Consider the following 11,305-nt stretch of genomic DNA (forward strand, 5'->3'; position numbering starts at 1 on the left):
TCGCCCAGGAGGTCGAGCGGTGGCGCCGCACGTCGTACGACGACCTTCGCGCGCAGTGGCAGGACGCCCCCGACGCCTACGAGGCGACCGGTCCCGGGGCCGGACGCACCAGGTCGAGGTCGAGGCCTGCTGGGAAGACCCGCGTCGCCCGGGCGACCTGCGGGTCGTCGTCGCCGTCGGCAGCGGCTTCAGCCCGCCCAGCGCCTCGTTCATCGTGGCGGCGGACGGGGCCTTCGTCGGCGAGTGAGCGCCCCGGCTCAGCCGGTGGTGTGCGCGATGTAGACGTCGCACGGCGCCTTGCGGACGACGTCGACGGCCACGCTGCCGAGGATCCGCGAGACGCCCTGGACCCGCTTGTTGCCGATCACGATCAGGGTGGCGCCGGCCGTCTCCGCGGCGTTCACCAACGCCTCGGCGGGCTTGCCCGGCTCGGCGTCGCTGTTCACCGTCAGGTCGGGGTACGCCGACCGCAGCGCGCCGGCGGTGGTGAGCGCGAGCTCCTCGGCCGTGTCGCGGGAGGTCGGCCCGGTGGCGTCGGTCGGGCCGGGGTTGCCGGTGGGGAAGGCGGAGACGACGTGCAGCGACGTCCCGAGCGCGCTGGCCAGACCGGCGGCCGTCGACGCCGCCTGTGCTGCGGTCTCGCTCCCGTCCACTCCCACGACGATGACGCTCATGACGGTCCTCCACACTCTCGGGTTGCTTGGTGGACCGAACCCTAGCCAGATTTCGACTGCAACGATTCAACCGTCCGTCAGGGCGGCCTCGATCGGGCGGGCCGGGCGGCCGGTGACCCGCTCGACGTCGCCCGTCACCTCGGCGACGGAGCCGTCGGCGATCGCCGTGTAGGTGCTCACCCAGGCGTCCAGCTGCCAGTCCTCGGCCTCGGGGTACGACGCCCGCCGCGAGGCGTAGGCCTCCGCGACGGTCTCGTCCACGAAGCGCAGCTCGCGCCCGAGCGCGGAGCCTGCCCGGCTCGCGACCTCCGCGAGGGTGAGGGCCTCCGGGCCGGTGAGGGCGTAGACGGCGCCCGCGTGGCCGGCGGGGTCGCGCAGCACGGCTGCCGCCACCGCGGCCACGTCGGCCCGGGCGACCGCCGCCACCCGCCCGCTGCCGGCCGGTCCGCGGATCGTGCCGGTGGCGTCGGCGAAGGAGGGCAACAGGTCGCTGTAGAAGTTGTCGCGCAGGATGGTGGCCGCGAGCCCGGTCTCGCGGATCGCCGCCTCGGCGTCGAAGTGGTCGCGGCCCAGCGTGAAGGTCGCGTCGGCCGCGGCGCCCGCGAACGAGGTGTAGACGAGGTGCCCGACCCCGGCCTCGGCCGCGGCCCGGATGAAGGTGCGGTGCTGCTCGCGCCGGTCCGGCGCCTCGGCCGCTGAGACCATGAACAGGGTGTCGACGCCGCGCAGGGCCTCGACGGAGGCGTCCCGGTCGGCGTAGGTGCACACCCGGACGTCGGTGTCGTAGTCGGGCGCCCGCGCCGCGTCGCGTACGACGAGCCGCAGGTCGGTGCGCAGGTCGTCGGCGAGCGAGCGGGCGACCAGCCCGCCCACGGCGCCGGTGGAGCCGGTGATGGCGATCGTCATGCCACCCAGTCTGCCGAGTCAGCAGAAGTAGTGGGTCGAGTCAGCACCAGTAGTGCTGACTCGACGGTCAGCGGCCGGGGGTGAAGCGGATCGGGAACTCCAGCGCCCCGGTGTTGCCGCTGACCGGCAGCCAGCGGCCGGGTCCGTCGGGGGCCGCGTCGGGCATCCGCCGGGCCAGCAGCGGCAGCGCGACGGCCATGTCGGTGCGGGCGACGAAGTGTCCGAGGCAGTGGTGCACGCCGGCGCCGAAGCCGTGATGCGGCGGGCGCTGCTGGGTGATGTCGAACGACGGGTCCGGCATCGCGGCCGGGTCGGTGCCGGCGCTGTGGGAGAGCATCTGGACGATCCCGCCACGGGGAATGCGCAGGCCCTGGAACTCCACGTCCTCGAGTGCCTCGCGGGTCACCCAGGTGACCGTCGGGTTGACCCGCATCACCTCCTCGACGGCACGCCCGCCGAGGTCGGGACGCTCGCCCAGGAGCCGCCACTGGTCGGGGTGCTGGAGCAGGGTCTGCAGGGCCAGCCCGAGCTGGTTGCGGGTGGTCTCCATGCCGGCGAAGGCGAGGAAGACCAGGGCCACGCCGAGCTCATGGCGGCTGAGCCGCTCGCCCTCGACCGAGGCCTGGACGAGCGTCGTCACGAGGTCCTCGCGGGGGTGGGCCATCCGGTCCTCGACGATCTCGTCCAGGTAGCCGTGCAGCCCGCTCAGGGCCGCCTCGATCCGCGGCACCTGCCGGCCGACGTCGATGGAGAACGACGCTCCGAGGTCGTCGGCCCAGTGCGCGACCTGACGCCAGTGCGACTCGTCGAGGCCGAGCAGCAGGCAGATGATCCGGGCGGCGTACGGCTCGGCGAACTCCGAGATGAACTCCACCGAGCCCCGGTCGGCGAATCCGTCGACCAGCTCGTCGGCGAGCGCCTGGAACCGCGGCACCATCGCCTCGATCGCCCGCTTCTTGAACGCCGGGACCATCAGTCGCCGGATCCGGGCGTGGTCGTCGCCCTCCAGGCTCAGCAGGGTCTCCTGCCACCAGTCGCTGAACAGCCCGGAGTGGATGCCGTTCTGGGCCGGCCAGCGGGCGTTGCCCTGGCGGAACCGGCGGTCGCGGAGCAGCGCCGAGACCTCGGCGTACCGCAGCACGGCCCAGCCCCAGTTCGTCTCGACGTACCAGTCCTGGTCGCGGGCGGCGTGCACCTCGTCCGAGGTCACGTCGAAGGCCGGGTCGGACAGGTCGAACCTCACGTGCCGCTCCTGACCATCCGCACGTGCAGCCCCTCGTCGTGCTCGTCCTCGGTGCCGTCGAGCCGGAAGCCCTGGCGCTCGTAGAACCGCAGGGCCCGGTCGTTCCCCCCGAGCACCCAGAGGTACGCCGCGCGGTCGCCGATCGCCTCCTGCAGCAGGGCGTAGCCGACCCCGGTGCCCCAGTGCGTGGCCCGCACGTACAGGGCCATCAGCTCCAGGTCCAGGTCGACGTCGTTGTCGCGACCCGGTCCGGCCGAGGCGAACCCGACCAGCCCGTCCGGGCCCACGGCGAGGTACGTCGGGTTCCCGCTCGTCGTGAGGATGTCGCGCCAGCGCTCGACCCGTTCGGCCACCTTCTCGCGGCGGTCGTCGAGGATGCCCTGGGGCATCAGGCCCGTGTAGGCGTCGTCCCAGACGTCGAGGTGCAGGTGCGCGAGCGCTTCCGCGTCGACGGGGGTGGCGAGGCGGATCGTGACGTTCACCCGCGCATCCTAGGGACTACGTTGGGTCCCATGCGGATCACGAAGTTCGGCCACTCCTGCGTCCGGGTGGAGCACGACGGGGCCACGATCGTCCTCGACCCCGGCGTCTTCACCGACCGCTCCGCGCTCGACGGCGCGGACGCGGTGCTGATCACCCACGAGCACCCCGACCACTACCTGCCCGACCACCTCGCGGCGGTCGACGTACCGGTCTTCACGATCGACGCGGTGGCGGCCAAGATCCGCGCCGACGTCCCCGACGTCGGCGAGCGGACGACGGTGGTGGCGCCGGGCGACTCCTTCGAGGTCGTCGGGATCCCGGTGCGCGCCGTCGGCGAGCTGCACGCGGTGATCCACCCCGAGCTGCCGCGCTTCCACAACAGCGGCTACGTCATCACGGCCGGGACCGAGAAGGTCTTCCACCCGGGCGACGCGCTGACCGGGCCCGACGAGGCCGTCGACGTGCTCCTGGCCCCCGTCTGCGCCCCGTGGATGCGGGTCTCCGAGGGCGTCGACTTCGCGCGCTCGGTCGGGGCGCCGCGCAACGTCGCGATCCACGACCGGGTCTTCTCCGACGCCGGGCTCGGCATCGCCGACACCCAGATGACGACGTTCCTGTCGAAGCAGGGGCTCAGCTACGTCCGGCTGGCCGACGGCGACGACCTGGCCTGAGCTGGCCTGAGCTGGCCTGAGCTGGCCTGAGCTACGGCGCGAGGGCGTCCCGGACCGGGACGAACTTGGCCTGCGCCTCGGCGAGCTCGGCCTCCGGGTCGGAGTCGCCGACGATCCCGCAGCCGGCGAAGAGCCGGACCGTGGCGCTGTCGACCGACGCCGAGCGCAGGGCGATGCCCCACTCGCCGTCGCCGGAGGCGTCCATCCAGCCGACCGGGCCGGCGTACCGACCGCGGTCCATGCCCTCGATCTCGGTGATCAGGGCGGTGGCGACGGGGGTCGGGGTCCCGCCGACGGCGGCCGACGGGTGCAGCGCCTCGGCGAGCTGCAGCGACGACACGGTGGTGGCGTCGTGGACGACGCCGTTCACGTCGGTCGCGAGGTGCATGACGTTCGGCAGGTGCAGCACGAACGGGGCCTCGGGGACGTTCATCGAGGAGCAGTGCGGCTCGAGCGCGTCGGCGACCGAGCGGACGGCGTACTCGTGCTCCTCGAGGTCCTTCGACGAACGGGCGAGGGTGGCGGCGAGGGCGAGGTCGCGCTCGTCGTCGCCGGTACGACGGATCGTGCCGGCCAGCACGCGGGAGGTGACCAGGCCGCGCTCGCGGCGCACCAGCATCTCGGGGGTGGCCCCGAACAGCCCGTCGACGTGGAAGGTCCAGCACATCGGGTAGCCCTCCGTCAGCCGGCGCAGCGGCCAGCGGACGTCGACCGGCTCGGTGGCGGTCGCGATCAGGTCGCGGGCCAGGACCACCTTCTCCAGGTCGCCGGCCTCGATCCGGCGCACGGCGTCGGCGACGACCGACATCCACTGCTCGCCGTTGAGGGCACCGTCGGCGAAGCGGACGCCGACCGGGGCGGGCGGCACGTCCTGCGCGACCGGCACCTCGACGTCGGCGCCGACGGTGGTCAGCCAGGCGGAGTCACCGTGGCGCCCCACGACGACCGATGGCACGACCAGGACCGAGTCGCCCGGCTCGTCGGCGAAGGCGAAGGAGCCGAACGACACCAGCCCGGTGCCGGGCTCCTGGACGTGGTCGTGGACGACGGCGCGGGCCGTGGTCTCGCTCCACCACTTCGCGGCGTCGGCGAACCGGGTCGGGCCGCTGGTGCGGACCTCGGCGGCGACGCCCCAGCCGACCAGGCCCTGGCCGCGGCGCAACCAGGTCACCGGACGGTCGGTGGGCAGCAGGTCGAGCAGGGATCCCGCGACGGCGGGGTCGAGCGGCACGGTCCTCGCGACCAGTGGGCTCGACGTCACGGCCGCGAGCCTACGCCCGGGAACGCGCTCAGCCCGCCTCCACCCCGACGTCATCCTCGTCACGTGGGGCGAACCCGGCCAGCACGTCCCGGACGTCGACCAGCCGCGGGCGGGCCGCCGGGTCGAGGTCGACGCACGCCAGCAGCAGCCCGCGCAGCGGCTCCGGCAGACCCTCCGGTACGGCGCGCGGCCCGCTCGGCATCCGCCGCCCGACCGCCGACCATCGTGGCGACCATCGGGTCGACCAGCGCCGCCGGCTGTCCCAGGTGGCCTCGTCACCGAACGGCGGTTCGCCGCTCAGCGACTCCAGCAGCGTGACCCCGAGCGCCCACACGTCGGTGGCCGGGCCGACGTGGTCGCCGCGGGCCTGCTCGGGCGCGAGGTAGCCGGGCGTCCCGGCCCCGGCCCGCGCGGGTCCCGGCCGGCCGGCGAGGCTGAGGTCGATGAGCACCGCCTTGCCGTGCTCGACCACCACGTTGGCCGGCTTGAGATCGAGGTGCAGCCAGTCGTGGCGGTGCAGCCAGCCCAGCACGGACGAGAGTTGCAGCCCGAGGAGCGCGACGTCGGGCAGGTCGAGGGCGGCGTCCTCGACGACCGCGGCCAGGGTGGCCCCGCGCAGCGTCTCGAGCACCACCGCCGGGAGCGGCTCCTCGACCACCGCGTAGCCGCGGACCAGGTGCGGGTGAGTCAGGGTCGTGACGATCTCGCCCTCCCGGAGCACCGCGTCGCGTACCCGCTGCTCGCCGGCGCGCTCGGGACGCAGCACCTTGACGACGCACCGGGCGTCGCGGGCCTCGTCGTAGGCGTCCCAGGTCTCCATCCGACGGCCGCGGGCGAGCAGCCGCAGGCCGCGGTAGCCCGCAGGCAGGACGGCGCTCACCAAGCACCTGCCGGGACGGGCGCCAGCTCGACGACGCGGTCGACGTGCTCGAGCACCTGCGGGTCGTGGGTCAGGACGACGACCGTCCGCCCGCTGGCCACGACCGCGCTCATCAGCCGGTCGGCGGAGGCGCGGTCCAGCCCGGTCGTCGGCTCGTCGAGCACCAGGACCCGGCCGCCGTGCAGCAGGGCCCGGGCCAGGGCGAGCCGCTGGCGCTGTCCGCCCGAGAGCCAGCGACCGCGCTGGCCGACGCGGGCGTCGTACCCGTCGGGGAGCCGGCTGACGAACTCGTGGGCGTCGGCGGCGCGCGCGGCCCGCTCGACCTCCTCGCGCGTGGCGCCGGGCCGGGCGAAGGCGATGGTGTCGTGGATGCTGGCGTCCAGCAGCAGCTGCTCCTGGGACAGCACCGTGACGGCGGCGCGCACCGACGTCGTGGTGTGCTCGGCGACGTCGTGCCCGTCGAGGCGTACGACGCCCGCGTCCGGCTCCAGCTGGCGGGCCAGCAGCCGGGCGACGGTCGACTTGCCGACCCCGCTCGGCCCGACCAGGGCCACCCGCTCGCCGGCGGCGACGTGGAGATCGAACTCGGTCAGCGCCGGTCCGCTCGCGCCCGGGTAGGTGATGGAGACGGCGTCCAGCGCGACCGCGCCGGCCCCGCCCGGCAGCGCGATGGCCCCCGGTCGGTCCCGGTGACCGGGCTCGTCGAGCAGCTCGACCACGCGCTCGACGCCGGCCGTGGCCGAGAAGAGCGAGGGGAGCAGGTCGCTGAGCTCGCGCACCGGTCGGTAGCACTGCATGAGCAGGGTCAGGAACGCGAGCAGCCCGCCGAGCGTGAGGCGGTCGGTCGACAGCGCCCACACGCCGAGGGTGATGACCAGGAGCATGCCGAGCAGCTCGGCCAGGTCGACCAGAGGGAGGAAGAGGCCCCGGACCCGGCTGCCGGCGAGCTCCGCGTCGGCGATGGCGAGGTTCTGGCGGTGGTAGGCCGCGACCGCCTCGTCCTCGCGCCCGAACGCCTGCACCATCGACGCGTTGCCGAGGCTCTCCTCGGTGATGCTGGTCAGCGATCCCCCGCGTCGCCGACGCTCGCGGGAGACGTCACGCGTGAAGGCCGCGAAGCGGGTCGAGACCCACCAGAACGCCGGGATGACGAGCAGAGACGCCAGGGTGAGCTGCCACTGCAGCCAGAAGAGCGCGCCGAGGAAGAGCACCAGGCGGACGAGGGCCCCGAGCCCGGTCGCGAGCTGGCCGACCATGAAGCTCTCGACGGCGGACACGTCGGAGGTGAGCCGCGCGAGGACGTCGCCGAGACGGCGCCGGTCCTGGACCGCGGCGGGCTGGGAGAGGACCTGGGCGAAGAGGTCGCGGCGCAGGCCGACCAGGAACCTCTGCGAGATCCAGGTGGCGAGGTAGTCGTCGGCGGCGGAGACGACGCCGCTCGCGAGGTTGAGTGCGAGGTAGAGCAGGACCAGCAGGACCAGCGGCGAGAAGTCGGCCGGCACCAGCACGTCGTCCACGAGGCGCTGGAAGAGCAGCACCTCGACGACCTCGATGGCCGGCGCGGCGGCAAGCAGTGCCAGGCCGAGGAGCAGCCAGCCGCGCAGCGGGCGCAGCCGTGGCCAGAAGCGTCGTACGACGTCGGCGATGGTCAGGGACCTCGCGGCGGCGACCAGCGGGTCGTCGTCGGGGGTGGGACGCAGGGCGGCGAGGACGCGCTGCCAGGGACGGCTCATGGGGGATCCTGTGCTCCGAGCGGGTGGGTGGCTCCGTGGACGAGCCACCCACCCGCTCCTGGGGGGAGGGTCAGCCGCGCGAGCGGCTGCGGCTGTTGCTGCGGTTGCGACGCCGGTTCCGGCGCCGGCGCCGACGCCGCCGACGGCGGTCGTCGTCGCTGCTCGAGTCGCCCCGGCGGGCCATGCGCGCCGGCTGGAGGGCGCTGAAGATGCTCGATCGAGCCATGGTCGTGCCTCCTTCGGTAGGTGTTCCGCCCCGGTTCCTCCGGGGTGGTCACCAACCTGTCCGGCCCGCGTGAGCCTGGCGTGAGGCCCGGATGAGAGGCGTCTCACGGGGACTGCGGCCCCCGGCCCGCCGCGGGCTCGGTAACGTCTCGGGCGTGCAGAACACTCCCGCCGCCCAGCGCGTCGTGGGCCTCGGCCTCGGTGCCGTCGTCCTCGGCCTCCTCATCGTGCTCGCCGTCGCCCTCCCCCAGGCGCAGGGCGACGCCGGCACGACGCCGGCCGAGCTGCCGGCGACCCTGCCGGGCGGCTGGACCGCGACCGACGAGCTCGACGTCGCCGACCTGCCCGCCGAGGCCGGCATCGACGAGGAGGCGATCCAGCGCCAGGCCGACCTCCGCGACTACGCCGAGGAGGTCTACGCCGGCGTGTACGACGACGCGCCGTCGTTCCGCAGCTACACCGACAAGACGCTGCAGAAGTACGCGCTGGTGACCGTCTTCGCCGGCGAGTCGCACGCCTTCCTGCCCGACGCGCCGCCGATCGACGCCGAGGTCGCCGGTGCGGAGCGCTCCGGCACCGACCTGGTCCGTGAGGGCGACGCGCTGTGCTCGGCCAGCTACCAGCTGGTGCAGGCGGGCCAGGACGCTGGTGAGCCGACCTCGGTCACCTGCCAGCTGCCCACCGCCGGCCGCACCATCCAGCTCGAGGCCCAGGGCGTCTCGGTCGAGGATTCCTTCACCCTGCTCGACGACATCGCCGCGGCCATCGCCTGACCCGACCTCGGTCGCCGCTCAGGAGCGGTAGACGACCACCCGGTCACCCACCCGGGCCCGGTCGAACAGCCAGGCCACGCCGTCGCGGTCCCGCACGTTCACGCAGCCGTGGGAGGCGCCGGCGTACCCGACCGCGGCGAAGTCCGGGCTGTAGTGCACGGCCTGGCCGCCGCTGAAGAACATCGCGAAGGGCATCGAGGTGTCGTAGAGCGACGACACGTGGTCGCGGCTCTTGGACCGGATGCCGAAGGTGCCCTCGCGGGTCGCGTGGCCCACCCCGCCGAAGCGGGCGTCGACCGTCAGCTGCACCCGGCCGTCGACGACCCAGCGCAGCGTGCGGCTGGTCTTGTCGACGCAGACGACCCGGCCGGTGCGGCAGCGCTGGTCCATCCGCCCGGGCGCGTTGCCCCCGACGAGGGCGGCCTGGCTGGGGGCGGAGGTCATCGCGCGCAGCTTGCGCAGGGTGGTCCGGTCGACCTTGCCGGTCGCGGGGAACCCACGCTTGGCCTGGAAGCCGCGGACCGCCTCGGTCGTGAGGTCGCCGTAGAAGCCGGTGGGGCTCCCGAAGAACCAGTCGAGCTGGGCGAGTCGGGCCTGCAGGGCGCGGACCCGGCGGTTCTTGTCCCCGGGCTCGAGGACCGCGGGCTTGGGCGCGGTCCGGGCGGAGGCGGCGTGGGCGGAGACGGGCTGGTCGGTCCGGTCGCTCGCCCGGCCGGCGTCGTACGCCGTGCTCGAGAGCAGGACCGAGAGCGTGACGACGAGCACCAGGCGGCGCACGAGCAACATGACGGTTTCCTTCGGTTCGAGGTGGTGTCCGACGTGCTGTCGGGACACGGGGAAGACGCCCGGCCGAAGCACTTGGTTGCATCCGGCTCCGAAGTTCTCGCGGCTCCGCTCTAGCCTGTGCGCGTGGCCCGTGCAGAGCTCGACAAGCAGCCGACCGACGTCCGACGCATGTTCGACGCGGTCGCCCGTCGCTACGACGTGACGAACGACGTCCTCTCGCTGGGGCAGGACCGGCGCTGGCGCAAGGCCGTCATCGCCGCCGTCGACCCGCAGCCGGGGGAGCGGGTCCTCGACCTCGCCGCCGGCACCGGTACGTCGAGCCAGCCCTTCGCCGACCGCGGCGCCACGGTCGTCCCCTGCGACTTCTCGCTGGGGATGCTGCAGGTCGGCAAGGCGGCCCGCCCGCACCTGCCCTTCACCGCAGGCGACGGCACCCGCCTGCCCTTCGCCGACGACACCTTCGACGCGGTCACGATCTCCTTCGGGCTGCGCAACATCGTCGACCCGGTCGCGGGCCTGGCCGAGCTCCAGCGGGTCACCCGCCCCGGCGGCCGCCTCGTCGTCTGCGAGTTCAGCCACCCCACCTGGACCCCGTTCCGCACCGTCTACCTCGAGTACCTCATGAAGGCCCTGCCCGCGATCTCGCGCGCCGTCTCCTCCTCCCCGGACGCCTACATCTACCTCGCCGAGTCGATCCGGGCCTGGCCGGACCAGGAGGGCCTCGCCGTCCTGGTCGCCGAGGCCGGCTGGCGTCGTCCCGAGTGGCAGAACCTCTCCGGCGGCATCGTCGCCCTGCACCGCGCGACCAACTAGCACCGCCGCCGCGACCGGTGGTCGCGCCGGTCGCCCGGCCTCCACCGGTGGTTGAGCAGGTCGCGCAGCGACCGTGTCGAAACCCCCGCAGCCCGCAAGACGCCTGACGTCGCCCCTCGACGTGGGACAGGTCACGGTGCCGTTCTCCGGTGGGGGAGACGTGCTCCGCAGTCGCGGTCCCAGGACCTTCGTCCCGGTCCGGTTCGACGCCTTACCACACTCGCGGGGGCCTCTCGACCACGCGAACGCGGCGTCCTCCTCCGAGTGGGTGATCTGGGTCATGGAACGCGTTCTCGCAGGTCAGGTCCAGTGCGAATTAAGGCACGTTCGCGTTGACTAAATGCCCAGGTCAGGACCTATTTCCTGGTTCTGTCCCCCCGGCGTGCGGGCGGGGTGGGTGAGTGGCAGTATGTGCGCGACGCCACTTCGTGATTCGGTTCACAAAGGCACAAAACTGGACCGATCGCGGCGACCTGCTAGGGGAGGACCGACGGCATGGAGCTCTACACCCCGGTGCTGTTCCTGGCCGCGCTCGCGGCCCTGTTCGCGGTGGGATCCGTGGCCATGTCGGCCTTCGTCGGTCCCAAGCGCTACAACCGCGCCAAGCTCGACTCCTACGAGTGTGGAATCGAGCCGACCCCGCAGCCCGTGGGCGGCGGCCGGTTCCCGGTGAAGTACTACATCACCGCGATGCTCTTCATCGTCTTCGACATCGAGATCATCTTCCTCTACCCGTGGGCCGTGCACTTCGACGCGATGAAGTTCTTCGGCCTGGTCGAGATGGTCGTCTTCATCGCCACCGTCTTCGTCGCCTACGCCTACGTGTGGCGCCGCGGCGGCCTCGAGTGGGACTGAGC

Annotated in this window: 14 protein-coding genes; 5 read left to right on the forward strand and 9 right to left on the reverse strand. The window is 73.4% G+C overall.

What is annotated here, in order from left to right:
- The first annotated feature begins 55 nt into the window (after positions 1–55).
- On the forward strand, positions 56–247 hold the full coding sequence (locus tag V7S47_RS22460; RefSeq protein WP_336563655.1) for a hypothetical protein: 192 nt from the start codon (positions 56–58) through the stop codon (positions 245–247).
- A 10-nt stretch (positions 248–257) separates the two neighbouring features.
- Here the strand turns inward: V7S47_RS22460 and V7S47_RS22465 are convergent, their stop codons facing one another.
- From V7S47_RS22465 to V7S47_RS22480, 4 genes are all read right to left on the reverse strand, one after another.
- The gene (locus tag V7S47_RS22465; RefSeq protein WP_336563656.1) at positions 258–674 is read right to left on the reverse strand and encodes a universal stress protein; all 417 of its coding nucleotides are present in this window, start codon (positions 672–674) and stop codon (positions 258–260) included.
- Positions 675–740: 66 nt separating this feature from the next.
- Positions 741–1,580: an NmrA family NAD(P)-binding protein gene (locus V7S47_RS22470; RefSeq protein ID WP_336563657.1), complete on the reverse strand. Its 840-nt coding sequence runs from the start codon at positions 1,578–1,580 to the stop codon at positions 741–743.
- A 67-nt stretch (positions 1,581–1,647) separates the two neighbouring features.
- On the reverse strand, positions 1,648–2,823 hold the full coding sequence (locus V7S47_RS22475; protein WP_090856807.1) for a cytochrome P450: 1,176 nt from the start codon (positions 2,821–2,823) through the stop codon (positions 1,648–1,650).
- On the reverse strand, positions 2,820–3,305 hold the full coding sequence (locus V7S47_RS22480; RefSeq protein WP_336563658.1) for a GNAT family N-acetyltransferase: 486 nt from the start codon (positions 3,303–3,305) through the stop codon (positions 2,820–2,822). The genes V7S47_RS22475 and V7S47_RS22480 overlap by 4 nt, the downstream gene beginning before the upstream one ends.
- 30 nt (positions 3,306–3,335) lie before the next feature.
- Here V7S47_RS22480 and V7S47_RS22485 point away from each other — a divergent pair, with 30 nt between their 5' ends.
- On the forward strand, positions 3,336–3,977 hold the full coding sequence (locus V7S47_RS22485) for an MBL fold metallo-hydrolase (protein WP_336563659.1): 642 nt from the start codon (positions 3,336–3,338) through the stop codon (positions 3,975–3,977).
- A 31-nt stretch (positions 3,978–4,008) separates the two neighbouring features.
- Here the strand turns inward: V7S47_RS22485 and V7S47_RS22490 are convergent, their stop codons facing one another.
- The 4 genes from V7S47_RS22490 to V7S47_RS22505 form a co-directional block, all read right to left on the reverse strand.
- Positions 4,009–5,238 carry an isochorismate synthase gene (locus V7S47_RS22490; protein WP_336563660.1) on the reverse strand — a complete coding sequence of 410 codons (1,230 nt, stop codon included), beginning with the start codon at positions 5,236–5,238 and terminating at the stop codon, positions 4,009–4,011.
- Between the two features lie 28 nt (positions 5,239–5,266).
- Positions 5,267–6,118 carry a serine/threonine-protein kinase gene (locus tag V7S47_RS22495; RefSeq protein ID WP_336563661.1) on the reverse strand — a complete coding sequence of 284 codons (852 nt, stop codon included), beginning with the start codon at positions 6,116–6,118 and terminating at the stop codon, positions 5,267–5,269.
- A complete protein-coding gene (locus V7S47_RS22500) occupies positions 6,115–7,851 on the reverse strand; it encodes an ABC transporter ATP-binding protein (protein WP_336563662.1) in 1,737 nt (578 codons plus the stop codon). The genes V7S47_RS22495 and V7S47_RS22500 overlap by 4 nt, the downstream gene beginning before the upstream one ends.
- A gap of 70 nt (positions 7,852–7,921) precedes the next feature.
- The gene (locus V7S47_RS22505) at positions 7,922–8,077 is read right to left on the reverse strand and encodes a hypothetical protein (RefSeq protein WP_170867053.1); all 156 of its coding nucleotides are present in this window, start codon (positions 8,075–8,077) and stop codon (positions 7,922–7,924) included.
- Between the two features lie 154 nt (positions 8,078–8,231).
- Between V7S47_RS22505 and V7S47_RS22510 the strand changes: the two genes are divergently transcribed.
- A complete protein-coding gene (locus V7S47_RS22510) occupies positions 8,232–8,849 on the forward strand; it encodes a hypothetical protein (protein ID WP_336563664.1) in 618 nt (205 codons plus the stop codon).
- An 18-nt stretch (positions 8,850–8,867) separates the two neighbouring features.
- Here the strand turns inward: V7S47_RS22510 and V7S47_RS22515 are convergent, their stop codons facing one another.
- Positions 8,868–9,635 carry a L,D-transpeptidase family protein gene (locus tag V7S47_RS22515; RefSeq protein WP_336563665.1) on the reverse strand — a complete coding sequence of 256 codons (768 nt, stop codon included), beginning with the start codon at positions 9,633–9,635 and terminating at the stop codon, positions 8,868–8,870.
- Positions 9,636–9,758: 123 nt separating this feature from the next.
- Here V7S47_RS22515 and V7S47_RS22520 point away from each other — a divergent pair, with 123 nt between their 5' ends.
- Both V7S47_RS22520 and V7S47_RS22525 read left to right on the forward strand, forming a co-directional pair.
- Positions 9,759–10,448 (forward strand): demethylmenaquinone methyltransferase, encoded by a 690-nt coding sequence (locus V7S47_RS22520; RefSeq protein WP_336563666.1) that lies wholly within the window; start codon positions 9,759–9,761, stop codon positions 10,446–10,448.
- Positions 10,449–10,943: 495 nt separating this feature from the next.
- Entirely contained in the window at positions 10,944–11,303 is a 360-nt protein-coding gene (locus tag V7S47_RS22525; protein WP_090856831.1) for an NADH-quinone oxidoreductase subunit A, read from the forward strand.
- Positions 11,304–11,305 lie beyond the last annotated feature (2 nt).

It is taken from the genome of Nocardioides sp. CCNWLW216, assembly GCF_037120545.1.
Classification (GTDB): Bacteria; Actinomycetota; Actinomycetes; order Propionibacteriales; family Nocardioidaceae; genus Nocardioides; species Nocardioides lianchengensis.

Excerpts from the sequence above, each read along its gene's own strand:
- V7S47_RS22465 (WP_336563656.1), bottom strand. The coding sequence starts at position 674 with ATGAGCGTCATCGTCGTGGGAGTGGACGGGAGCGAGACCGCAGCACAG.
- V7S47_RS22515 (WP_336563665.1), bottom strand. The coding sequence starts at position 9,635 with ATGTTGCTCGTGCGCCGCCTGGTGCTCGTCGTCACGCTCTCGGTCCTG.
- V7S47_RS22470 (WP_336563657.1), bottom strand. The coding sequence starts at position 1,580 with ATGACGATCGCCATCACCGGCTCCACCGGCGCCGTGGGCGGGCTGGTC.
- V7S47_RS22505 (WP_170867053.1), bottom strand. The coding sequence starts at position 8,077 with ATGGCTCGATCGAGCATCTTCAGCGCCCTCCAGCCGGCGCGCATGGCC.
- V7S47_RS22500 (WP_336563662.1), bottom strand. The coding sequence starts at position 7,851 with ATGAGCCGTCCCTGGCAGCGCGTCCTCGCCGCCCTGCGTCCCACCCCC.
- V7S47_RS22525 (WP_090856831.1), top strand. The coding sequence starts at position 10,944 with ATGGAGCTCTACACCCCGGTGCTGTTCCTGGCCGCGCTCGCGGCCCTG.
- V7S47_RS22485 (WP_336563659.1), top strand. The coding sequence starts at position 3,336 with ATGCGGATCACGAAGTTCGGCCACTCCTGCGTCCGGGTGGAGCACGAC.